Origin of the sequence: Streptomyces sp. NPDC057963, assembly GCF_042887155.1 — a bacterium.
GTDB lineage: Bacteria > Actinomycetota > Actinomycetes > Streptomycetales > Streptomycetaceae > Streptomyces.
In genome coordinates this window covers 1-21,908 of the sequence record NZ_JBHVPX010000038.1, presented here as the reverse complement: position 1 = coordinate 21,908, position 21,908 = coordinate 1, and the positions used below count along the sequence as shown (strand labels likewise).

The window sequence follows — 21,908 nt, the reverse complement described above, 5'->3', positions numbered from 1 at the left end:
CGCGTACGTTCGCGGTGTCTCCATTTACGCAGTGTCTATCCGGGTATGTGTAGCTATGTCCGGGTAACCCTCAGAGCCAAGGACCGTGATCGACGTGAAGGTCGGCATCCCCCGCGAAGTCAAGAACAACGAGTTCCGCGTGGCGATCACGCCCGCCGGTGTGAACGAGCTCGTCCGCCACGGCCACCAGGTCGTCGTCGAGGAGAACGCCGGGGCCGGCTCCTCCATCACGGACGAGGAGTACGTCGCCGCCGGGGCGCAGATCCTTCCCACCGCCGACGAGGTCTGGGCCACCGCCGACCTGCTGCTCAAGGTCAAGGAGCCGGTCGCCGAGGAGTACCACCGCCTGCGCAAGGACCAGACGCTCTTCACCTACCTGCACCTCGCCGCCTCCCGCGAGTGCACGGACGCGCTGCTGGAGTCGGGCACCACGGCCATCGCGTACGAGACGGTCGAGACCGCGAGCCGCGCGCTGCCGCTGCTCGCCCCGATGTCCGAGGTCGCGGGCCGGCTGGCCCCGCAGGTCGGCGCCTACCACCTGATGCGCTCGGCCGGCGGCCGCGGCGTGCTGCCGGGCGGCGTCCCGGGCACGGCGGCCGGCAAGGCCGTCGTCATCGGTGGCGGTGTCTCCGGCTGGAACGCCACGCAGATCGCCGTCGGCCTCGGCTTCCACGTCACGCTGCTCGACAGGGACATCAACAAGCTGCGCGAGGCCGACAAGATCTTCGGCACCAAGGTGCAGACGGTCGTCTCCAACGCCTTCGAGCTGGAGAAGGCCGTCATCGAGGCCGACCTCGTCGTCGGTGCCGTGCTCATCCCGGGCGCCAAGGCTCCGAAGCTGGTCACCAACGAGCTCGTCGCCAAGATGAAGCCCGGAAGTGTACTTGTCGACATTGCGATCGACCAGGGCGGCTGCTTCGAGGACTCCCACCCGACGACGCACGCCGAGCCGACCTTCATGGTCCACAACTCGGTCTTCTACTGCGTCGCGAACATGCCGGGCGCGGTGCCGAACACCTCCACGTACGCCCTCACCAACGCCACGCTGCCGTACATCGTGGAGCTCGCCAACCGCGGCTGGGCCGAGGCGCTGCGCCGCGATGCCGCGCTCGCCAAGGGTCTCAACACCCATGACGGACAGGTCGTTTACCGCGAGGTGGCCGAGGCGCACGGCCTGGAGCACGTCGAGCTCAGCTCGCTTCTCGGCTGACGGGTCAACACTTACCGTCAACCTCACGAGTCCGGCCGGACCTTGCCGAGCAAGGTCCGGCCGGACTCGTGTCGGGCCTCTGCGGGGTCGCCGTTCAACTCGTCTCGAACGTAACCCTTTAACCGATTCGTGCACCCGTTAAAAGTGTGCCCCGGTGGCTGCGTGCCCTTGACAGGGGGGTGTTCGATTGCCGACACATCGGGCCGGGTCCGGCGGATTGTGTTGCTGCGGACCGGTGACACGCCATAGAGTCGCCAATCGTCGGCATGGTGCCACGCTGACCTATCGATAAAGTTTCCTGGTCACGTCCAAGGAGGTAAGACGACTTGTGAATGAGTCGACAATTACTCCCGGGGGTGTTCAACCAGGGATGCCTGCACGGGGCCAGAGCCCGAACGGGCTGGAGGCTGTCGGCTCCGTCGCTGTCCGCACCTTCGCCACCAATCAGCACATGACGACAGCCCCCCAGATGATGGACGGCCTACACGTGAACGCCATGGCCGGCAACGAGAGTGGCCGAGATTCCGCCCACTTCGCCGACTTCGACGAGGTGCCCCAGGGGCACTTCTACGACCCCGACGCCGAGTACGAGCCCGATCCGGAGTACGCGGCCACCCTCGCGCCCGACGCCGCCCGCCAGCGCCGCGAGCGGATCGGCCCGACCGGTCGGCCCCTGCCCTACTTCCCGATCCCGGGCCCGCTGACCGATCACGGTCCCGCGAAGATCATCGCGATGTGCAACCAGAAGGGCGGCGTGGGCAAGACCACGTCGACCATCAACCTGGGTGCCGCGCTCGCGGAGTACGGGCGCCGCGTCCTGCTCGTCGACTTCGACCCGCAGGGAGCCCTGTCGGTCGGACTCGGCGTCAACCCGATGGAGCTCGACCTCACGGTCTACAACCTGCTCATGGAGCGGGGCATGTCGGCCGACGAGGTCCTGCTGAAGACCGCGGTCCCGAACATGGACCTGCTGCCCAGCAACATCGACCTGTCGGCCGCCGAGGTGCAGCTGGTGAGCGAGGTGGCCCGGGAGTCCACGCTGCAGCGCGCCCTGAAGCCGCTGCTGGCCGACTACGACTACATCGTGATCGACTGCCAGCCCTCGCTGGGCCTGCTCACCGTGAACGCCCTGACGGCGGCCCACAAGGTCATAGTGCCGCTCGAGTGCGAGTTCTTCGCGCTGCGAGGCGTGGCGCTGCTCACCGAGACCATCGAGAAGGTCCAGGAGCGGCTCAACCCGGATCTGGAGCTCGACGGCATCCTCGCCACCATGTACGACTCCCGTACGGTGCACAGCCGCGAGGTCCTCGCGCGCGTCGTCGAGGCATTCGACGATCACGTCTACCACACGGTCATCGGGCGCACCGTGCGCTTCCCGGAGACCACGGTCGCCGGTGAACCCATCACCACGTACGCCTCCAACTCGGTCGGTGCCGCCGCCTATCGCCAGCTCGCCAGGGAGGTGCTCGCCCGGTGTCACGCCGAGTGAGTCTGCCCGGGGCCGACGAACTGTTCCGTACCACCGGGGGGATGGGGCTGCAGGCGTCGTCCCCCGGTGACCGGCGGCGCAAGGCGAACGGCGAGGCCCGGGTGCCCGGTCCGGCCGGCGAGAGCGATGCCGGAGCCGACGGGACCGCGGCGGAGACCGCCGCCCGGGAGGAGCACTCCGCGGCGGACGCCGACGCGGGGGAGTCGCGCAGCCGCGGCGGTGACGGCGGCCGGGGCGCCGTGGCGGGGCAGCCGGGGCGCAGGCCCCAGCAGTCCGCGCCGTCCGCACAGCCGTCCACGCAGCCGCCCGCCCAGGAGGCGGCTCCCGCCCCCGGCGTCCAGCAGCAGCGCAGCCGCGGAGGCGGGCGCGGGGCGAACCGGCGGCCCAGCGGCCGGGAACGGCACGACGAGAAGATCACCGTCTACGTCTCGGCCGAGGAACTGATGGACCTCGAACACGCCCGGCTGGTGCTCCGCGGGGAGCACGGGCTCGCGGTCGACCGCGGGCGGATCGTCCGCGAGGCGGTCGCGGTGGTTCTCGCGGACCTGGAGTCGAGGGGCGACGCGAGCATCCTCGTGCGGCGGTTGCGCGGTCGCTGACCGGACAGGCCCTAGCCTGCCCGGAGCGCCGCCGCCGGCCCAGCGGTCCGGCCCTTTCCGTACGGGCCGACGACCGCCGCCCGTATCCCGCTGCCCCTGGACCCTCATGCCGACGACCGACGAGCCCGCCCGCACCCCTCGCCGCCCCTTGGGCCGCGGCCCGGGCGGCCGGGCCGCGCCGACGGGGGGCGGGGGCGGCGAAGCCGCTGCCCCGCAGCTCCACGGGGCGGGGGAGGCGTCCCCGGCCCCATTGGCGGCCGGCGCGGCCGCCGACGCCTCCCCCGTACCGGAACCCGCCGCACCGGCACCATCCGCAGCGCCCGCCGAGCCCGCCGTACCGGCACCATCCGCAGCGCCCGCCGAGCCCGCCGTACCGGCACCATCCGCAGCGCCCGCCGAGCCCGCCGTACTGGTACCACTCGGTCCATCACCCGGTCCGTCATCCGAGCCCGCCGACGACGGGCGGTTCACCGTACGGCTGGCGAACTTCGAGGGGCCCTTCGATCTGCTCCTGCAGCTCATCTCCCGGCACAAGCTGGATGTGACCGAAGTCGCACTGTCCAAGGTCACCGACGAGTTCATGGCGCACATCCGCGCCATGGGGCCGGACTGGGACCTGGACCAGACCACCGAGTTCCTCGTCGTCGCCGCGACCCTGCTCGATCTGAAGGCCGCCCGGCTGCTGCCCGCCGCCGAGGTGGAGGACGAGGCGGACCTGGCGCTGCTCGAAGCCCGGGACCTGCTCTTCGCCCGGCTGCTCCAGTACCGCGCGTACAAGCGCGTCGCCGAGATCTTCAGCGACCGGCTGGAGTCGGAGGGGCGGCGCTTCCCGCGGACCGTGGGGCTGGAGCCGCACCACGCCGAACTGCTGCCCGAGGTCGTCATCCGCATCGGGGCCGCACGCTTCGCCGAGCTGGCCGTGAAGGCGATGCAGCCGAAGCCCGAGCCGCAGGTGTACGTCGACCACATCCACGCCCCGCTGGTCAGTGTGCGGGAACAGGCGGAGATCGTGGTGGCGCGGCTGCGGAAGGCGGGGGAGATGAATTTCCGGGTGCTCACGGAGGACGCCCGGGACACCCTCACCGTCGTCGCCAGGTTTCTCGCGCTGCTGGAGCTGTACCGGGAGAAGGCCGTCGCCCTCGACCAGGACGAGGCCCTCGGGGAGCTCCTGGTGCGCTGGGCCGGGGGAGCGGAGACCGAGCCCGTCGTGACGGACGAGTTCGATGCCGAGGTGACCGAGGTGCGGGACGTCCAGGAGGATGTGAAGGCATGAGTCAGCAGGACACCACCGGCTCCACCGTCGCGGACCTTGATCTCAAGCCCGCCCTGGAGGCCGTCCTCATGGTCGTCGACGAGCCCGCCACCGAGGAACACCTCGCCCAGGTGCTGGAGCGGCCCCGCAGAGCCGTCGCCGACGCGCTGCGCGAGCTGGCCGACGAGTACACCGTGCAGCGCCGCGGTTTCGATCTGCGGCTGGTCGCGGGAGGCTGGCGCTTCTACACCCGCCCGGAGTACGCGGCGGCCGTGGAGGGCTTCGTCCTGGACGGCCAGCAGGCCCGGCTCACGCAGGCGGCGCTGGAGACCCTCGCGGTGGTCGCGTACCGCCAGCCGGTCAGCCGGTCGAGGGTCTCCGCGGTCCGCGGTGTGAACTGCGACGGGGTCATGCGGACCCTCCTGCAGCGGGGCCTCGTCGAGGAAGCGGGCGCGGAACCCGAAACAGGTGCGATCCTGTACAGGACGACGAACTACTTTCTGGAGCGGATGGGCCTGCGTGGCCTGGATGAGCTCCCGGAGCTCGCGCCCTTCCTCCCCGAGGCGGACGCGATCGAGGCTGAGACGCTAGAGGGTGTGCCGTCGTTCGATCCGGACGCACCGGACACCCCGGATACTCACGCAGACGACAAGACGGAATTTTGATGCGAAGCAGTGGCAGGAACAGCGGAAGCGGCAGCGGCAAGAGCGGCGGCAACCGGAATCCCCGGGGTGCCGGCGCCGGGCGCGACGACAAGCAGGAGCAGCGTCCCCGCCGGCCCCGGCCCGAGGAGCGCCGCTACGACGTGGGCGCCGACAAGCCGGGCGGCGAAGGCCCGCGCAAGGGCCGCGGCGCGGCCGCCCGCGGCGGCGCCAAGGGCGGCCCGAAGCCCGCGCAGGGCGGCGGACGGAGCGGCGGCCCGCGTCGCCAGGGCGCCCCGTCCCGTCCGCGCGAGCTCGACGCCAAGATCGAGCAGCGCAACCGGGACAGGTACGCGAACAAGCCCGACATCAAGACGCCCAAGACCTTCCCGGGCGCCGAGCAGGAGGGCGAGCGGCTGCAGAAGGTCCTCGCCCGGGCCGGCATGGGCTCGCGCCGCGCGTGCGAGGAGCTGATCGAGCAGGCCCGCGTCGAGGTCAACGGCGAGATCGTCGTCGAGCAGGGCATGCGCGTCGATGTGCACAAGGACGAGATCAAGGTCGACGGTCTGACCGTCGCCGCCCAGTCGTACCTCTTCTTCGCGCTGAACAAGCCCGCCGGTGTCGTCTCCTCCATGGAGGACCCGGACGGCCGCCAGTGCCTCGGCGACTACGTCACCAACCGTGAGACGCGGCTCTTCCACGTCGGCCGGCTGGACACCGAGACCGAGGGCATCATCATGCTCACCAACCACGGTGAGCTGGCCCACCGTCTGACCCACCCCAAGTACGGGGTGAAGAAGACCTACCTGGCAGCCATCCAGGGACCGCTGCCGCGCGACCTCGGCAAGCGGCTCAAGGACGGCATCCAGCTGGAGGACGGTTACGCCCGCGCCGACCACTTCCGGGTCGTCGAGAACACCGGCAAGAACTACCTGGTCGAGGTGACCCTCCACGAGGGCCGCAAGCACATCGTCCGCCGGATGCTGGCCGAGGCCGGCTTCCCGGTCGAGCGGCTCGTACGGACGTCCTTCGGCCCGATCCCGCTCGGCGACCAGAAGTCCGGCTGGCTGCGCCGCCTCACCAACACCGAGGTCGGCATGCTGATGCACGAGGTCGGCCTGTAGGGGCGTCCGGCTCCGTCCGTTCCACGGCCCGCGGCCGGTTCCTGTTTTCGATTTTCGAACAGGAATCGGCCGCGGGTCTTTTGCTGCCACCGCTTCGCCTTTATAGTCAGAGTGACTATTAAGGAGGCGGGAGTGAGTCTCGCGGATGTCCTCGATCCCTTGCAGCAACCCCTGGTGACGGTGCTGGACACCCCGGTCGGCTGGACCGAGGTGCTCGGCTTCGGCAGTGGGGCGCTGTGTGTCTGGCTCGTGGCCCGCCAGCACCTCGCCAACTGGCCGATCGGCATCGCCAACAACCTCTTCTTCATCGCGCTGTTCACCCAGTCCGGCCTGTACGCCGACGCCGGCCTCCAGATCGTCTTCATCGCCCTTGCCGCGTACGGCTGGTGGACCTGGACCCACGGGGGTGGACCAGGTGCACGGGACCTGCCGGTGCGGCGCACCACACGCACCGAATGGGTCTGGCTGCTCGCGGCAGGGGCGGTGGGGACCGCCGCCCTCACCGTCCTGCTGGGCCGCGCCACCGACTCGACCGTGCCCTTCTGGGACGCTCTGACGACCACGTTGTCCCTGGCGGCCACGTACGGGCAGTGCAGGAAGCTCGTCGAGTCGTGGTGGCTCTGGATCGCCGCCGACGTGGTGTACATCCCGCTGTACGCGTACAAGGAGCTCTACCTGACCTCCCTGCTGTACGCCGGCTTCCTCACGCTGTGCCTGATCGGCCTGCGCAACTGGCGCCGCGACGCCGCCGTACAGCAGCACCGGCCTGTGGCGGTGGCGGCATGAAGCGCTTCGGGCACGGGCTCGTCCTCGGCAAGTTCTACCCGCCGCACGCCGGCCACCACCACCTCGTCCGCACCGCGCAGGACCGCTGCGAGCGGCTGACCGTCCTGGTGTGCGCCGCCTCCGTCGAGTCCATACCGCTCGCCGACCGGGTGGCCTGGATGCGGGAGGTGCACCCGGACGTACGGGTCGTGGGCGCGGTCGACGACATCCGCATGGATCTCCACGACCCGGTGATCTGGGACGCGCACATGGCCGTCTTCACCGGGGCCGTGCCCGATCCGGTGGACGCCGTCTTCACATCGGAGTGGTACGGGGACGAACTGGCCCGCAGGTTCGGTGCCGAATCCGTCTGCGTCGACCTCGAACGCACGGTCTTCCCGGTGTCCGGCACCGCGGTCCGCAAGGACCCGGTCGGCTGCTGGGACTACCTCGAACCTCCGGTACGGGCCGCGCTCACCCGCCGGATCGTCGTCCTCGGCGCGGAATCCACCGGCACCACGACCATGGCCCGTGCCCTCACCGACCACTACCGCCGGCGCGGCGGAGCCTGGGCGCAGACCCGTTGCGTCGCCGAGTACGGACGGGAGTTCAGCGCCCGGAAGCTGGCCGCGCTGCGCGCCCGGTGGCCCGGGGCCCAGTGGGAGGACGTCGCCTTCGCCACCGAGGACTTCCCGCTGATCGCCGAGGCGCAGAACGCCGAGGAGGAGGCGGCCGCGCGCACCGGGTCGCCGGTGCTCTTCTGCGACACCGACTCCTTCGCCACCACCGTCTGGCACGAGCGGTACATCGGCGGCCGCAACCCGCTCGTCGAGGAGGCCGCCGACCGCGTCGCCCACCACCTGTGGCTGCTCACCGACCACGAGGGCGTCGCCTTCGAGGACGACGGACTGCGCGACGGCGAGGAGCTGCGGCCCTGGATGACCGACCGGTTCCGGGCCGAACTCACCCGTACGGGAAGGAGGTTCATCGAACTCACCGGAACCCACCGGGAACGCCTGGACACCGCCGTCGCCGCCGTCGACACCCTGCTCGCCGCCGGCTGGAACTTCGCCGCACCCCTCCCGGAGCACCGATGAGCACCGGTGCCCCCGCGGGCTACGACCCGTACGCCTTCGAACCCTTCGCGGTCACCGTCGACCTCGCCGTCTTCACGGTCCGCGACACCCGGTTGAACGTCCTGCTCGTCGAACGGGGCGAGGACCCCTACAAGGGCCACTGGGCACTGCCCGGCGGCTTCGTCCGGCCCCGCGAGTCCGCGGAGAACGCCGCCCGCCGGGAGCTCGCCGAGGAGACCGGCCTGACCGAGGGCACCGTCTCCGCCTTCCACCTGGAACAGCTGCGCACCTACAGCGAACCGGACCGCGACCCGAGGATGCGGGTCGTCTCCGTCGCCTACGCCGCACTCGTCCCCGACCTTCCCGAACCCCGCGGCGGCGGCGACGCCGCCAACGCCCGGTGGTGGGACGCCGGAACCCTCGGCCCGCTCGCCTTCGACCACGACCGCATCCTCGCCGACGCCCACGACCGCGTCGGCGCCAAACTCGAGTACAGCTGCCTGGCCACCGCCTTCTGCCCGCCCGAATTCACCCTGGGGGAACTCCAGCAGGTGTACGAGACGGTCTGGGGCGTCGAGCTGGACCGGCCCAACTTCCGGCGCAAGGTCCTCACCACGCCCGGCTTCGTCCAGGCCGCGGAGGGATCACCGCGCCGCACCGGCGGACGGGGAAAGCCGGCCGCTCTCTACCGGGCGGGTGCCGCTACCGCCCTGCACCCTCCACTCCTGAGACCGGAAGGAAGAACCACGTGATCGTGACCAGGACCATCACCAAGCAGGCCGCCACCGGCGCACTGACCGGGCTCGCGCTCGGCGACGCACTGGGCTTCCCGACCGAGTTCAACAACGTTCCGTCGATCCTCGCCAAGTGCGGGCCGTGGCGCCAGATGCGGCTGCCGAAGCCCGCGATCGTCAGCGACGACACCCAGATGACGCTGGCCCTGGGGCGGGGCATCCGCACCGCCATGGACAGCGGGCTGCTCACCCCGCTGCGACTGGTCCGCCCGGTGCGCGAGGAGTTCGTCGACTGGTACCACTCGCCCGACAACAACCGCGCCCCCGGCCGCACCTGCATGACCGCCTGCCGCCTGCTCGACAGCGACCGGCTCTGGCAGGAGGCCGGCCAGACCGGCTCCAAGGGCTGCGGCGCCACCATGCGGGTCGCCCCGGTCGGGCTCGTTCCGGGACTGAGCGAGGAACAGCGCTCCGGCGCCGCCCAGTTGCAGGCCGCCCTCACCCACGGGCACCCGACCGCGCTCGCCGCGTCCGACCTGATGGCCCGCGCGGTGTACCTGCTGGCGCAGGGTGCGGAGCCGACGGGCCTGATCGGGCAACTGCGCAGCTACGCCTACGAGAACAGCGGGCGCTACCTCACGCGCTGGCTCGGCGACCTCTGGCGGTACGCGGGCGACTCCTCGCCCGAGCAGTACATCCAGCGAGGCTGGGACGAATGCCTCACGGCCCTGGCCCGCGTCCAGGACGCCCTGCGCGACCCGTCCCCGGAGACCGACCCCTGCGAGGCGACCGGTGACGGCTGGATCGCCGAGGAGTCCCTGGCCACGGCCCTGCACTGCTTCCTGCTCTTCCCCGAGGAACCCGTCACCGCGCTGCGCCGGGCCGCCTGCACCCGGGGCGACTCGGACTCCCTCGGCTGCCTGACCGGCGCGCTCGCCGGTGCGCACCTGGGGGCGGGAGCCTGGCCCAAGGAGTGGTCGGAGCGGATCGAGTACCGGAGCGACCTGCTGGCATTGGGGGCGCTCTGGGATTCCTGACCCATGCGTACGGACACCGAGCACCTCAAGGACGCCGGGCTGCCGGTCATGGACCTCGGCCCGGTCCTCGCCGAAGAGCGCCACCCGCTGCTGTTCGCCACGGTCTCCGGGGCTCATCTGTACGGGTTCCCTCCAAGGACTCGGATGTGGACCTTCGGGGGGTCCATCTCCTGCCCGCGGAGGACCTCGTGGGGCTGCGCGAGGCCGAGGAGACGCGCTCGCGGATGTGGGACCGGGACGGGGTCGAGATGGATCTCGTCACGCACGACCTGCGGAAGTTCGTCCGGCTGATGCTGAAGCCGAACGGCTGTGTGCTGGAGCAGCTGCTCTCGCCGCTGGTCGTGCACACCGGCGAGACGCACGCGGAACTGGTGGACCTGGCGCCGGGCGTGGTCACCCGCAACCACGCCCACCACTACCGGGGATTCGCCCGCACCCAGTGGCGGCTCTTCGAGAGGACCGGTGGGCTGAAGCCGCTGCTGTACACGTTCCGGGCGCTGCTCACCGGGATCCACCTGATGCGCAGTGGCGAGGTGCGGGCGCATCTGCCGACCCTCCTCGGGGAGGTGGCGGCGCCCGCGTATCTGCCCGAGCCGACCGACGCGAAGGCCGGGGCCGAGCACGGGGGAGCGGGGGACGCGGCCGGTGCGGCGCCCCGGGACGTCGCGGCGCTGCACGGGGTGCTGGACCGGGCCCAGGCGGAATCGGGGCTGCCCGAGGCGGCCGGGGGGTTCGAGGGGCTGCACGACCTCGTGGTGCGGGCGCGGTTGACGGGGCGGGTGTCCTAGGACCAGGACGCGGATGCCCGGCGGGTGCGGATCAGGAAGTCCTCCACCCGGGACCGGTCCGGCTCCGCGGGGAGCGGGGAGTCCTTCACGGCCTCGTCGTTCTCCGCGGCGAGGCGGTTCATGCGGCGTTCGACCTCCGCCCACGGCACCTCGCCCCGCTTCACCGCCAGCAGCTCCTCCCGGGCCGCGCCCACCCCGATCGTGAGCTCGCCCGTGCGCAGCAGGTCCCGGCCGGAGGCCAGCAGCCGCAGCAGATGCATGGCGTGCTTCCAGCGCGGCGCTCCGTGCTGCCGCACGTCCGCCTCCAGCTTCTTGTGCTGGCCCGACGCATAGCGGACGAAGGTCTGGTGGGCCAGCCGGGAGAGGAACGCGCCGCGCAGGGAGAGCAGTTCCCGCCCTACGGCGTCGACGCGGTCCACCAGCGGTGAGTGCAGGCACTCCAGCACATTGGGGTTGGCGCGCAGCGCCAGCTCGCAGAAGCGTTCCAGCTCCCAGGAGAACTGCTCCCGCGCCGGGCCCTCGACATGGGTCGGCGGCTTCTCGAACCGCCAGAACAGCGGGGTCGGCGCGAGGAACACGCCGCGCCGGTCGGTGTCGCTCCCCTCGGTGGCGAGCCCGAAGGCGCGTGAGCCCATCACGCAGGAGTAGACCGTGTGGTCGCGTACGAGAGCCTCGGGATCCGGGGTGATCATGCCGGCGAGAGTACGTGAGCGGAAACGGGTTGCACCGGGGGATTCGCGTGCCGCAGCCGGGACAGTGCCCAGGTGCCCCGCTCAAGTGGCAGAAGCCCGGCTTCTGATCGACATTGTCGATAAATCATCCCCTCTGGAGAGGCAGCACCATGGCGGGAAACGATCTCGGCAGCCTGCTGGGCGGCTTGCTGGGCGGCGGCGGGAGCGGCGCTTCGGGTGGCGCCTCGGGCGGCGCGGGGAACGGCCTCCCGGCCGGGAGCGTCCCGGGCGGCCGGGGCGGCAGGTCCCGGGCCGTGCCCGCCCCGTCTCACGGACAGAGCACCCCGGACCGCCGGCCGCACCGCCCTCTAGGCTGATCACGCAGCGAGATCACGCAGGCGGACAGCAGGCGCGACACGTACGAAGAAGCGAGGAGCACGACGTGGCGGTACGAGCGGTCCGTGGAGCCGTCCAACTGGAACAGGACGAGGCCGGACACATGGGCGAACGGGTCAGCGCCCTGCTCACCGCCGTCCTGGAGCGCAACAGCCTCGTCGCGGACGACCTGATCAGCATCTGGTTCACGGCCACCCCCGATCTGCACAGCGACTTCCCGGCCGCCGCGGCGCGCGGGATCGGTATCGTCGACGTACCGCTGATCTGCGCCCAGGAACTGGACATCGTGGGCGCCATGCCCCGCGTGGTGCGGATCCTCGCGCACATCGAGACGTACCTTCCCAAGTCCGAGATCGCGCACGTGTACCTCGGCGCCACCGCCGCCCTCCGCAAGGACATCGCCCAGTGAGAACCGCCCTCGTCATCGGAACGGGCCTCGTCGGCACGTCCGCAGCCCTCGCCCTGGCCGGGCGCGGCATCCATGTCCACCTCGTCGACCACGATCCCGAATCGGCCCGCACCGCCGCCGCGCTCGGCGCCGGCACGGACGAGGAGCCGGTGGGCCGCGTCGACCTGGCGATCATCGCCGTGCCGCCCGCCCATGTCGCCACGGTGCTGGCGACCGCCATGCGGGACGGCATCGCCCGCGGCTACCTCGACGTCGCCAGCGTCAAGGGCGGCCCGCGCCGCGAGCTGGAGGCCCGCGGCGTCGATCTCACCCCGTACATCGGTACGCACCCGATGGCCGGCAAGGAGCGATCCGGCCCCCTCGCCGCCACCGCGGACCTCTTCGAGGGCCGCCCCTGGGTCCTCACCCCGACCCGCGACACCGACACCGAGGTCCTCAACCTCGCCCTGGAACTGGTCGCGCTCTGCCGCGCCGTCCCGGTCGTCATGGACGCCGACGCCCACGACCGGGCCGTCGCCCTGGTCTCCCACACCCCGCAGCTGATCTCGTCGATGGTCGCCGCCCGGCTGGAGGAGGCCGACGAGACCGCCGTACGCCTCTGCGGCCAGGGCATCAGGGACGTCACCCGGATCGCCGCCTCCGACCCCCGGATGTGGGTGGAGATCCTCTCCGCCAACCCGGGCCCGGTCGCCGACGTGCTGGCCGGTGTCGCCGCCGACCTGGACGAGACGGTACGGGCGCTGCGCGGTCTGGAGTCCGGTGACGACGACAAGCGCCGCGAGGGCACCGAGGGCATCGAGGACGTACTGCGCCGCGGCAACGCGGGCCGCGTCCGGGTGCCCGGCAAGCACGGGACGGCCCCCGCCTCGTACGAGATCGTCTCCGTGCTCATCAGCGACCGGCCGGGCGAACTGGCCGGGATCTTCGCCGACGCCGGCCGGGCCGGGGTGAACGTCGAGGACGTCCGTATCGAGCACGCCACCGGGCAGCAGGCGGGCCTGGTCCAGCTGATGGTCGAACCGAGCGCGGCCGCCGAACTGGGCGCGGCGCTGCGCGAGCGGGGCTGGTCGCTGCGCCAGTAGGCCGGGGGCGGCCCCGGGAGGCGGTTGTCCACAGGGGTGCAGAGGACCGCTCCGACACTCGGTAACCTTGTGCGGGGCGGGTTCGCGCGCCCCCGTCCCGCCCGCCCCGTGAAACCAGGAAGGTGTCCACCACCGTGGAAACCGCAAGCGCCGCCGCCCGGACGGCCCCGGCCGCAGTGATCGTCGCCATCGACGGCCCCTCCGGCACCGGCAAGTCGAGCACGTCCAAGGCCGTCGCCGCTCAGCTCGGCCTGAGCTACCTGGACACCGGCGCCCAGTACCGGGCGATCACCTGGTGGATGCTGAACAACGGCATCGACGTGCGGGACGCGATGGAGGTGGCGACCGCCGCCGACAAGCCGGTCATCGTCTCCGGCACGGACCCGGCCGCCCCGACGATCACCGTCGACGGCGAGGACGCCTCGGGCCCGATCCGCACCCAGGAGGTCACCTCCAGCGTCAGCGCCGTCAGCGCGGTCCCCGAGGTGCGCACCCGGATCACCGAACTGCAGCGCACCATCGCCGCCGCGGCCGACCGGGGCATAGTGGTCGAGGGCCGTGACATCGGCACCACGGTGCTGCCCGACGCCGACCTGAAGGTCTTCCTCACCGCGTCACCGGAGGCGCGTGCCGCCCGCCGCAGCGGGGAGATCAAGGGCTCCGACCTCTCCGCCACGAAGGAGGCGCTGATCAAGCGGGACGCGGCCGACTCCGGCCGCAAGACCTCCCCGCTGGCCAAGGCGGACGACGCCGTCGAGGTGGACACCACCGAGCTGACCCTTCAGCAGGTCGTCGAGTGCGTCGTCACCCTCGTCGAGGAGAAGCGGGCCGCGAAGTGACCCGAACCACGGGCACGCCCGCGCCGCGCGGTGCGGCGGTCGGGCGCGGGATCGGCATCGGGCTGATGTACGGGCTGTGGAAGCCCCGCGTCCTCGGTGCGTGGCGGGTTCCCGCCTCCGGACCCGTCATACTCGCGGTGAACCACTCACACAACATCGACGGTCCGATGCTGATGGGCACCGCGCCCCGGCCCGTCCACTTCCTGATCAAGAAAGAAGCGTTCGTCGGCCCGCTCGACCCGTTCCTGCGCGGAATCGGGCAGCTGAAGGTGGACCGTACGACCGCCGACCGCACCGCCATCACCCACGCCTTCGGCGTGCTGGAGAACGGCGGGGTGCTCGGGATCTTCCCCGAGGGCACCAGGGGCGAGGGCGACTTCGCCTCCTTGCGTGCCGGGCTCGCATACTTTGCGGTACGCAGCGGGGCGCCGATCGTGCCCGTGGCGGTACTGGGAAGCACCGAGCGCCGCGGACGGTTGATATCGGTACTGCCGCCGCTGCGCAGCCGGGTCGATGTCGTGTTCGGCGATGCCTTCGACGCGGGGGACGGAAGCGGTCGGCGGACCCGGAAGGCGCTGGACGAGGCGACGGTACGGATCCAGGGGCGGCTGACCGCCCACCTGGACGAGGCCAGGCGTTTCACCGGGCGCCGGGTAAGACTTGAGTAGTGGGCCGCGTGGTCGTGGCCCATCGATGATGATGCAAAGAGGAACGGACTTCATGAACGACCAGATTCACTCCGGCGGCTCGGACCACGAGCACGGAGCACTTGGCGACGCCGAGTACGCGGAGTTCATGGAGCTCGCCGCGGAGGAGGGCTTCGACGCCGAAGAGGTCGAGGGTGCGATCGGTGAGGCCGGTCACGGACCGCTTCCCGTGCTCGCCGTCGTCGGCCGCCCCAACGTCGGCAAGTCGACACTGGTGAACCGGATCATCGGCCGCCGTGAGGCGGTCGTCGAGGACAAGCCCGGCGTCACCCGCGACCGCGTCACCTACGAGGCCGAGTGGGCGGGCCGCCGCTTCAAGGTCGTCGACACCGGCGGCTGGGAGCAGGATGTGCTCGGCATCGACGCCTCCGTCGCCGCCCAGGCCGAGTACGCGATCGATGCGGCCGATGCGGTCGTCTTCGTGGTCGACTCGACGGTCGGCGCGACCGACACCGACGAGGCCGTCGTCAAGCTGCTGCGCCGGGCGGGCAAGCCCGTCGTGCTGTGCGCCAACAAGGTCGACGGGCAGAGCGGCGAGGCGGACGCCACCGCGCTCTGGTCGCTCGGCCTCGGCGAGCCGTACCCGGTCTCCTCGCTCCACGGCCGCGGCACCGGTGACCTGCTCGACGCGGTGCTCGAAGCCCTTCCCGAGGCCCCGGCGCAGCGCTTCGGCACGGCGATCGGCGGACCGCGCCGGATCGCGCTCATCGGTCGTCCGAACGTCGGCAAGTCCTCGCTGCTGAACAAGGTGGCGAACGAGGACCGCGTCGTCGTCAACGAGCTCGCGGGCACCACCCGTGACCCGGTCGACGAGCTGATCGAGCTCGGCGGCATCACCTGGAAGTTCATCGACACGGCCGGCATCCGCCGCCGCGTCCACCTCCAGGAGGGCGCGGACTACTACGCCTCGCTGCGTACCGCCGCCGCCGTGGAGAAGGCCGAGGTCGCCGTCGTCCTGATCGACGCCGGCGAGTCCATCAGCGTCCAGGACCAGCGCATCATCACCATGGCCGTCGAGGCCGGGCGCGCGCTGGTCCTCGCGTACAACAAGTGGGACACCCTCGACGAGGAGCGCCGCTACTACCTGGAGCGCGAGATCGAGACGGAGCTCGCGCAGGTCGCGTGGGCCCCGCGGGTCAACGTCTCCGCCACCACCGGCCGGCACATGGAGAAGCTGGTCCCGGCGATCGAGACCGCCCTCGCCGGCTGGGAGACCCGCGTCCCCACCGGCCGGCTGAACGCCTTCCTCGGCGAGATCGTCGCGTCCCACCCGCACCCCGTCCGCGGCGGAAAGCAGCCCCGGATCCTCTTCGGCACCCAGGCGGGCACCAAGCCGCCGCGCTTCGTGCTGTTCTCCTCGGGCTTCCTGGAGCACGGCTACCGGCGCTTCGTCGAACGCCGGCTGCGCGAGGAGTTCGGCTTCGACGGCACCCCGATCCACATCTCGGTGCGGGTCCGCGAGAAGCGCGGTCGCAACAAGTAGCACGCAGACCCCATGACGGAGCCCCGGACCGTTTCGGTTACGAAACGGTCCGGGGCTCCGTCATGGGTCAGGCCCCGCGCGATCCCGATCCCGGGGGCAGAGCCGCGGGCTGGGGCCGCCCGGAGTGCCGCCCCACCCGCTGCCAGGAACCGAGAGCGCTGGTGTGCGCGCTCGGGCCGCTGCCGTGTCCCGAGGCCCCGCCGTGTACGGAGAGACCGACCGAGAGGGCGGCGGAGTGACCGGAGTGGCCGCTCAGCGGAACGCGGCTGCCGAAGAACCCACTGCCGAAGGCCACGAAGCCGAGATTCTCCTCGCCGCTACGATCACCCGGAAGCGCCCGGAACGACCGGCGGTACTCGGAGTACAGCGCGTCGTAGATCGGGGTGTGGGACTGACCGCCCGAGGGGTCCTGCGCGGGGCGCATGGCAGGGATCGGGCTCTGGCGCTGGTGGGAGGAGTCGTATGAGTGCACGTATGTGCCAACGACCCCACCGGCCGTCGGATGCGGGCCCGGCGGAGAAATAGCTGTTCGCCGCAGGTGCGAAGAACGTACGGCCACGATCAGGTCCCGGCCAGCGGCATCGCGGCGGCGACCAGGAGGCCGCCGACGGCGGCCTTGTCCAGAGCGTCGCGCAGCAGGTCCTCGCGGGGCTGCTGTCCGATCACCCCCGCCGGGGCGGCGAAGACGAGCACCGTCTGCGACTTGTTGGCGGCGGACCGCCAGCCCTCGGTGACCTGGAGCGGGGCATGCGCCTGCCACCAGGCGACCGGGGCGCCGCCGTCGGTGCCCGGCTGGAGCACGGCATGCAGCTGGCCCATGGCGAGCAGGATCGACCAGCCGTGCAGCACCGCAGGCATCGCTTCCATCCGGTGGACCGGCTGGAAGCCCTGCTCCAGCAGCAGTTGGAGGAATTCGTCGCCCCGGCTGCCGTCCGTGCCCGGACGGGCGATCGCGCCGGTCGGCTCGACGACGAGGGCCGGGTGGAGCTCGTCGTCGATCAGGACGAGGCCGCTGGTGACTCCGAGGACGGCCTGTTCGGTGCTGAGGCCCTCCGCGTCGCCGCCGGTGATGCTGCGTACCGCGCCCTGCAACTGCTCCTCGGCGACCTGCACGACCTGCGAGGGGATGCAGGTCGCGTGCGCGAAGGCGAGGACGGCGGTCTCGTCACCGACGAAGAGCACCGTGCTGGTGCGCTCCTGTTCGGAGTCGCCGGGGGTGCGGCAGGAGGTGCAGTCGTAACTGCCTGGGGTGTTGTCGCCGACGAGCAGCCGGTCGGCTTCGGCATCGCCGATCTCGGCGCGTACGTCCTCGCTGACGTCGAGCATGCGCGACACGGTTGGCTCCTCGAACTCGGTGCGTGCGCCGGGCGGTTCCCGGCTCATGAAGAAGACAACGGGCGATCCGTGGCCGGGGTCACGCGAGAAAGGGAACGTAATCGAACCATCCGACGCAGAGGGTGAATCTCAGGATCCGAGGGGTCGTTTGCCACCCATTCATCCCGATTGGTCACGCGGTGGTGTGGTCCACTCGACCATGAACGGGTTCACCGATACATCGATAAGTCGGGAGATCGGGTGACCATGAGAGTGGCCGAAACCGGCTCGTGTCCCGAGTGAACCGCAAGTCAGCCTTTGCCGTCATGGCAAGTGGCGTACGTCGCTGACCAGTCGACCTGGGAGATATGGCGTTTCATGCACATTTCTTTCCTGCTCCACAACGCCTACGGAGTCGGGGGCACGATCCGTACCGCGTTCAATCTCGCCGGAGCGCTGGCCGAGCACCACGACATCGAGATCGTGTCGGTCTTCCGGCACCGGGACGTCCCCGCACTCGGCGCCCCCGCGGGCGTGCGCCTGAACCACCTCGTCGACCTGCGGAAGAAGAGTCCGACGTACGACGGCGACGCCGCCGAACACACCCTCCCCGCAACCGTGTTCCCGCGCGGCGACAGCAGGTACCGGCAGTACAGCAGGCTGACCGACGCGCGGGTGGCGGATCATCTGCGCTCCCTCGACGCGGATGTGGTGGTCGGAACCCGGCCCGGACTCAATGTGCAGATCAGCAGGCAGACCCGGCGCGGTCCGGTCCTGATCGGGCAGGAGCACCTCACCCTCGACAGCCACAGCTACCGGTTGCGCCGCGAGATCGGGCACCGCTACGCCCTGCTCGACGCGATCACCACCGTCACCGAGGCCGACGCACGTGCCTACCGGAAGGGGCTCAAGCTGCCCGGCGTGCGGATCGAGTCCATTCCCAACAGCGTGCCCGCGCCGGGCATCGCGCCCGCCGACGGCACCAGCAAGTGGGTGATCGCCGCGGGCCGGCTGCACAGGGTCAAGCGGTACGACCTCCTCGTCCGGGCGTTCGCCGACGTCGTCGCCGTCCGTCCGGACTGGCGGCTGCGCATCTACGGCGGCGGCGACGCGACCGGGAACGAGCGCCAGGCGCTGCTCGCGCTCATCGGTGAACTCGGCCTGCACAACCATGTGTTCCTGATGGGGCCGGTCAACCCGCTGGAAGCCGAGTGGCCCAAGGGAGCGATCGCCGCGGTCACCTCGGACCGCGAGTCCTTCGGCATGACCATCGTCGAGGCGATGCGCTGCGGACTGCCCGTCGTCGCCACCGACTGCCCGCACGGGCCCCGCGAGATCATCGAGGACGGCGCCGACGGACGCCTGGTGCCGGTGGGCGACGCGGCGGCGGTGACGGGTGCCCTGCTCGGCCTGATCGACGACGACGAGGCACGGCACCGCGCGGGACGCGCCGCACTGGCCGCGGCACAGCGGTTCGACCCGTCGCGGATCGCCGAACGCCACGAGCGGCTCTTCACCGAACTCGCCACCCGGACCACGCGCGACCGCGCGCACGGCGCTCTGCGCACCACACTGCACCGCACCCGAGGCAGGGTGCTGGACGGGGCGTACGCCCTGCGCTACAAGGCCGCCGATGCCATCCGCAAGGGGAAGCCCGCATGACCGTCTCCGCAGAGCGACCGACACCGCGAGCCGACTGCACGGTGGGTGCCGACGGCGGGATCGTCCTCGACCTCGATCTCGGCCCCGGCCTCGACCGGTACCCCGACGGGGAGGCGCCCGAACTGCTGCTCCGGCTGTGCGGCGGCGACGGCGGCGACGGCACGACCGTACGGCTGCCCACGAGCCCGCGCGGCGGACGGCTGCGCGCGGTGCTGCCGAGCACCGTGGAGCCCGCCGAGGGCCGCTGGGACGTCCAGGTGCGTGAGCCGGACGCGGCCGACGACGGAGCGGTGGCCGTCGAGGCCGGGATCAGGGACGTGCGGCTGCTCATGGACCGCACGCCGGACACCGGGCGGATCGCGGTCCGCATTCCGTACCCGACCGGGGACGGCCGGCTCGCCGTGCGCTGCTGGATCCGCGCGCCGCACGCCGAGGCCGGGCCGGTCACCTTCGACCGGGACGGAATGACCGTGGAGGGCGCACTGTACGGGACCTCCCTCGGCGACGGCGCCCGCGTCGAGGCGCGACTGGCCGGCGCCCCCGACCGGACGTGCTCCGTTCCGGCCACCGGCACGGAGGGCGCGTTCTCCTTCACGCTGCCCCTGGACCGGCTGGCCACCGGGCCGGTCACGGGCAAGCAGCTGTGGACGCTCTGGCTGGTGCCCGGGACGGCGGGCGGGAAGGGGCCGGGCGGGAAGTCCGCGGAGGGCGTACGGATCTCCCGCATCCTGGACGACGTCTGGGACCGCAGGAACAGCTTCGTCTACCCGGGCCGCAGTGCCGGAGAGGGGGCTCGGGCCACCCCCTGCTACTCGGGCGACAACGACCTCTGCGTACGGATCGAACCGGCCCCTGCACCGGCCCGGTAGGCGGCGGCGGCCGATCGCGGACAGAAGCTGTCCGCAACTCCTGGCAGACTCGCTGCATGTTGGAGACCTCGGCACGGCTGCTCCGTCTGCTCTCACTGCTCCAGGCGCACCGGGACTGGTCGGGCGCCGATCTCGCCGACCGGCTCGGAGTCACCCCGCGGACCGTCCGGCGCGACGTCGACAAGCTGCGCGAACTGGGCTACCCGGTCAACGCCAGCCCCGGCACCGGCGGCGGATACCAGCTCGGCGCCGGTGCCCGGCTGCCGCCGCTGCTCCTCGACGACGAGGAGGCCGTCGCCGTAGCCGTGGGGCTGCGCACCGCGGCGGGCAACGGCGTCGAAGGCATCGGCGAGACCTCCGTACGTGCCCTGGCCAAGCTCGAACAGGTACTGCCGGACCGGCTCCGGCGCCGGGTGAGCGCGCTGAACACCTTCACCGTCCCGCTGCTCCGCGGACCCGTTGCGTCCACCGCCGATCCGGGTGTGCTCACCGCACTGGCCGGAGCCTGCCGGGACAGCGAACGGCTGCGCTTCGCGTACCGGGACCACTCCGGCTCCGTGTCGCGCCGGACCGTCGAGCCGCACCGGCTGGTGTGCACCGAGCGCCGCTGGTATCTCGTCGCCTGGGACCTGGACCGGGCGGACTGGCGTACCTTCCGCGCGGACCGGATCACCCCCACGCCACCGCACGGCCCCCGATTCGTCCCCCGCGACGCACCGGCCGAGGATCTGGCCGCCTATGTCTCGAAGGGGATCTCCACCACCGTGTACGCGAGCCGTGCGGTGATCCGGTTGAAGACCGGGATCGAGCGCGCGGCCGAACGGATCTCGCCGTCCTCCGGGGTGCTGGCGGCGGAGGGCGCCGACAGCTGCCTGCTGCGCACCGGGGCCCCGAGCCTCGACGTGCTGGTCATCCACGTCATGATGCTGGGGATCGACTTCGAGGTCGTCGAACCGCCGGAACTCACGGACGCGATCAGGGTGGCCAGGGACCGGCTGTCCCGGGCCCTGGGCTGAGCGCCGCCACCGCCGCCGTTCCGATACGGCGGGCCAGTGGGGCGGTTCGCGGACGCGTCACGGACGGTTCGGGTTGTCCGTTATACGGGCGGCGGTGCGGGGGAGCGGGGGGCCTCCCCGGTCCGTGATGCGGATTTTGTGACCAGAAGATAAGGCTGCCATAAGGAAGCGTGAATTCTCGGTGGCATGCTCATTTACGCGGGTTATTCGGTGCGGAAATCCCAGTGGCTCGGCAATGGGTATTCTGTTTTGTTTTCAGGCCTTCCACATGATCGTTTCAGGGGCTGTGTGATTACTGTGTGTCGGGTCCGGGACCCCACTCCGGGGGGCGTGATTCGAGCGGAACGAGTGTCGTGATCCTGTGACACAAGTGTGACCGGCAGGGGATGCCGGGATGCCGTGCGGCGGTCGGTGCCCCGGCTTCCGCCGCGGTCCGCGGCCGCCTACGGTGGGAGGCATGGCACCTCTACCGAGCCCTCCCGCCCAGCCTGACGACACACCCGGTGCGTACGTCGGCCTCGCCGCCGACGCAGCCGAGCAGCGGGCCCGCAGGCAGGGCTGGACGACCGTCAGATCCCTGCCGCCGGGCGCGATCATCACCATGGAGTTCCGGGCCGGACGGATCAACTTCGAGGTCGACGAGGCCGTCGTCATCCGCTGCTGGGTGGGCTGAGGATCCCTGCGGCCCTGCCCCGGACATGAGTGAAGGCCCCGACTCCGGTCGGGGCCTTCACTCATGTCCGGG

General features: G+C 71.3%; 22 protein-coding genes and 1 pseudogene. 20 read left to right on the top strand and 3 right to left on the bottom strand.

What is annotated here, in order from left to right; all coding sequences use genetic code 11:
* The first annotated feature begins 94 nt into the window (after positions 1 to 94).
* From ald to ACFVT1_RS38780, 11 genes and pseudogenes are all read left to right on the top strand, one after another.
* Positions 95 to 1,210, top strand: a complete 1,116-nt coding sequence (ald, locus tag ACFVT1_RS38830; RefSeq protein WP_389804974.1) for an alanine dehydrogenase — start codon at positions 95 to 97, stop codon at positions 1,208 to 1,210.
* A 370-nt stretch (positions 1,211 to 1,580) separates the two neighbouring features.
* The gene (locus ACFVT1_RS38825; RefSeq protein WP_362210405.1) at positions 1,581 to 2,699 is read left to right on the top strand and encodes a ParA family protein; all 1,119 of its coding nucleotides are present in this window, start codon (positions 1,581 to 1,583) and stop codon (positions 2,697 to 2,699) included.
* Positions 2,696 to 3,298 (top strand): hypothetical protein, encoded by a 603-nt coding sequence (locus ACFVT1_RS38820; protein WP_389804972.1) that lies wholly within the window; start codon positions 2,696 to 2,698, stop codon positions 3,296 to 3,298. Before ACFVT1_RS38825 ends, ACFVT1_RS38820 begins: the two co-directional genes overlap by 4 nt.
* A 106-nt stretch (positions 3,299 to 3,404) precedes the next feature.
* Positions 3,405 to 4,571, top strand: coding sequence for a segregation and condensation protein A (locus tag ACFVT1_RS38815; protein ID WP_389804933.1), 1,167 nt, complete (start codon positions 3,405 to 3,407; stop codon positions 4,569 to 4,571).
* Positions 4,568 to 5,215: an SMC-Scp complex subunit ScpB gene (gene scpB, locus ACFVT1_RS38810; protein ID WP_389804930.1), complete on the top strand. Its 648-nt coding sequence runs from the start codon at positions 4,568 to 4,570 to the stop codon at positions 5,213 to 5,215. The genes ACFVT1_RS38815 and scpB overlap by 4 nt, the downstream gene beginning before the upstream one ends.
* Positions 5,215 to 6,315, top strand: coding sequence for a pseudouridine synthase (locus tag ACFVT1_RS38805; RefSeq protein WP_389804928.1), 1,101 nt, complete (start codon positions 5,215 to 5,217; stop codon positions 6,313 to 6,315). Before scpB ends, ACFVT1_RS38805 begins: the two co-directional genes overlap by 1 nt.
* A 132-nt stretch (positions 6,316 to 6,447) precedes the next feature.
* Positions 6,448 to 7,101 carry a nicotinamide riboside transporter PnuC gene (gene pnuC, locus ACFVT1_RS38800; protein WP_389804925.1) on the top strand — a complete coding sequence of 218 codons (654 nt, stop codon included), beginning with the start codon at positions 6,448 to 6,450 and terminating at the stop codon, positions 7,099 to 7,101.
* Entirely contained in the window at positions 7,098 to 8,177 is a 1,080-nt protein-coding gene (locus ACFVT1_RS38795; RefSeq protein WP_389804922.1) for an AAA family ATPase, read from the top strand. Before pnuC ends, ACFVT1_RS38795 begins: the two co-directional genes overlap by 4 nt.
* Positions 8,174 to 8,908 (top strand): NUDIX domain-containing protein, encoded by a 735-nt coding sequence (locus ACFVT1_RS38790; protein WP_389804920.1) that lies wholly within the window; start codon positions 8,174 to 8,176, stop codon positions 8,906 to 8,908. Before ACFVT1_RS38795 ends, ACFVT1_RS38790 begins: the two co-directional genes overlap by 4 nt.
* Positions 8,905 to 9,927: an ADP-ribosylglycohydrolase family protein gene (locus tag ACFVT1_RS38785; protein WP_389804917.1), complete on the top strand. Its 1,023-nt coding sequence runs from the start codon at positions 8,905 to 8,907 to the stop codon at positions 9,925 to 9,927. Before ACFVT1_RS38790 ends, ACFVT1_RS38785 begins: the two co-directional genes overlap by 4 nt.
* Positions 9,928 to 9,930: 3 nt before the next feature.
* Positions 9,931 to 10,715: pseudogene (locus tag ACFVT1_RS38780) on the top strand (DNA polymerase beta superfamily protein).
* Here the strand turns inward: ACFVT1_RS38780 and ACFVT1_RS38775 are convergent.
* Positions 10,712 to 11,407, bottom strand: coding sequence for a DNA polymerase beta superfamily protein (locus ACFVT1_RS38775; protein WP_389804915.1), 696 nt, complete (start codon positions 11,405 to 11,407; stop codon positions 10,712 to 10,714). The pseudogene ACFVT1_RS38780 and the gene ACFVT1_RS38775 overlap by 4 nt on opposite strands.
* A 421-nt stretch (positions 11,408 to 11,828) precedes the next feature.
* On the opposite strand from ACFVT1_RS38775, the gene aroH reads away from it, so the two are divergent.
* From aroH to der, 5 genes are all read left to right on the top strand, one after another.
* The gene (gene aroH, locus ACFVT1_RS38770) at positions 11,829 to 12,191 is read left to right on the top strand and encodes a chorismate mutase (RefSeq protein WP_389804912.1); all 363 of its coding nucleotides are present in this window, start codon (positions 11,829 to 11,831) and stop codon (positions 12,189 to 12,191) included.
* Entirely contained in the window at positions 12,188 to 13,273 is a 1,086-nt protein-coding gene (locus tag ACFVT1_RS38765) for a prephenate dehydrogenase (RefSeq protein WP_389804910.1), read from the top strand. Before aroH ends, ACFVT1_RS38765 begins: the two co-directional genes overlap by 4 nt.
* Positions 13,274 to 13,395: 122 nt before the next feature.
* Positions 13,396 to 14,112: a (d)CMP kinase gene (cmk, locus tag ACFVT1_RS38760; RefSeq protein ID WP_389804908.1), complete on the top strand. Its 717-nt coding sequence runs from the start codon at positions 13,396 to 13,398 to the stop codon at positions 14,110 to 14,112.
* Positions 14,070 to 14,780, top strand: coding sequence for a lysophospholipid acyltransferase family protein (locus ACFVT1_RS38755; RefSeq protein ID WP_389804906.1), 711 nt, complete (start codon positions 14,070 to 14,072; stop codon positions 14,778 to 14,780). The genes cmk and ACFVT1_RS38755 overlap by 43 nt, the downstream gene beginning before the upstream one ends.
* Before the next feature lie 52 nt (positions 14,781 to 14,832).
* Positions 14,833 to 16,302 (top strand): ribosome biogenesis GTPase Der, encoded by a 1,470-nt coding sequence (der, locus tag ACFVT1_RS38750; RefSeq protein WP_389804904.1) that lies wholly within the window; start codon positions 14,833 to 14,835, stop codon positions 16,300 to 16,302.
* 67 nt (positions 16,303 to 16,369) lie between these two features.
* Here der and ACFVT1_RS38745 read toward each other — a convergent pair whose 3' ends face one another.
* Positions 16,370 to 16,726: a hypothetical protein gene (locus tag ACFVT1_RS38745; protein WP_362210450.1), complete on the bottom strand. Its 357-nt coding sequence runs from the start codon at positions 16,724 to 16,726 to the stop codon at positions 16,370 to 16,372.
* Between the two features lie 137 nt (positions 16,727 to 16,863).
* Complete coding sequence (locus tag ACFVT1_RS38740; protein ID WP_389804901.1) at positions 16,864 to 17,637, bottom strand: hypothetical protein; 774 nt, start codon at positions 17,635 to 17,637, stop codon at positions 16,864 to 16,866.
* 357 nt (positions 17,638 to 17,994) lie between these two features.
* Here ACFVT1_RS38740 and ACFVT1_RS38735 point away from each other — a divergent pair, with 357 nt between their 5' ends.
* The 4 genes from ACFVT1_RS38735 to ACFVT1_RS38720 all read left to right on the top strand — a co-directional run bounded on the left by ACFVT1_RS38735 (position 17,995) and on the right by ACFVT1_RS38720 (position 21,836).
* Positions 17,995 to 19,278, top strand: a complete 1,284-nt coding sequence (locus ACFVT1_RS38735) for a glycosyltransferase (RefSeq protein ID WP_389804899.1) — start codon at positions 17,995 to 17,997, stop codon at positions 19,276 to 19,278.
* Entirely contained in the window at positions 19,275 to 20,147 is an 873-nt protein-coding gene (locus tag ACFVT1_RS38730) for a transferase (RefSeq protein WP_389804897.1), read from the top strand. Before ACFVT1_RS38735 ends, ACFVT1_RS38730 begins: the two co-directional genes overlap by 4 nt.
* A 56-nt stretch (positions 20,148 to 20,203) precedes the next feature.
* Entirely contained in the window at positions 20,204 to 21,163 is a 960-nt protein-coding gene (locus tag ACFVT1_RS38725) for a helix-turn-helix transcriptional regulator (protein ID WP_389804894.1), read from the top strand.
* Between the two features lie 457 nt (positions 21,164 to 21,620).
* Positions 21,621 to 21,836, top strand: coding sequence for an I78 family peptidase inhibitor (locus ACFVT1_RS38720; RefSeq protein WP_362210464.1), 216 nt, complete (start codon positions 21,621 to 21,623; stop codon positions 21,834 to 21,836).
* The last annotated feature ends 72 nt before the right edge of the window (positions 21,837 to 21,908 follow it).

Excerpts from the sequence above, each read along its gene's own strand:
- ACFVT1_RS38805 (WP_389804928.1), top strand. The coding sequence starts at position 5,215 with ATGCGAAGCAGTGGCAGGAACAGCGGAAGCGGCAGCGGCAAGAGCGGC.
- ACFVT1_RS38795 (WP_389804922.1), top strand. The coding sequence starts at position 7,098 with ATGAAGCGCTTCGGGCACGGGCTCGTCCTCGGCAAGTTCTACCCGCCG.
- ACFVT1_RS38790 (WP_389804920.1), top strand. The coding sequence starts at position 8,174 with ATGAGCACCGGTGCCCCCGCGGGCTACGACCCGTACGCCTTCGAACCC.
- der (WP_389804904.1), top strand. The coding sequence starts at position 14,833 with ATGAACGACCAGATTCACTCCGGCGGCTCGGACCACGAGCACGGAGCA.
- ACFVT1_RS38815 (WP_389804933.1), top strand. The coding sequence starts at position 3,405 with ATGCCGACGACCGACGAGCCCGCCCGCACCCCTCGCCGCCCCTTGGGC.
- ACFVT1_RS38725 (WP_389804894.1), top strand. The coding sequence starts at position 20,204 with ATGTTGGAGACCTCGGCACGGCTGCTCCGTCTGCTCTCACTGCTCCAG.
- ACFVT1_RS38720 (WP_362210464.1), top strand. The coding sequence starts at position 21,621 with ATGGCACCTCTACCGAGCCCTCCCGCCCAGCCTGACGACACACCCGGT.
- ACFVT1_RS38735 (WP_389804899.1), top strand. The coding sequence starts at position 17,995 with ATGCACATTTCTTTCCTGCTCCACAACGCCTACGGAGTCGGGGGCACG.
- ACFVT1_RS38745 (WP_362210450.1), bottom strand. The coding sequence starts at position 16,726 with ATGCGCCCCGCGCAGGACCCCTCGGGCGGTCAGTCCCACACCCCGATC.
- ACFVT1_RS38730 (WP_389804897.1), top strand. The coding sequence starts at position 19,275 with ATGACCGTCTCCGCAGAGCGACCGACACCGCGAGCCGACTGCACGGTG.
- scpB (WP_389804930.1), top strand. The coding sequence starts at position 4,568 with ATGAGTCAGCAGGACACCACCGGCTCCACCGTCGCGGACCTTGATCTC.
- ACFVT1_RS38775 (WP_389804915.1), bottom strand. The coding sequence starts at position 11,407 with ATGATCACCCCGGATCCCGAGGCTCTCGTACGCGACCACACGGTCTAC.
- ACFVT1_RS38825 (WP_362210405.1), top strand. The coding sequence starts at position 1,581 with ATGCCTGCACGGGGCCAGAGCCCGAACGGGCTGGAGGCTGTCGGCTCC.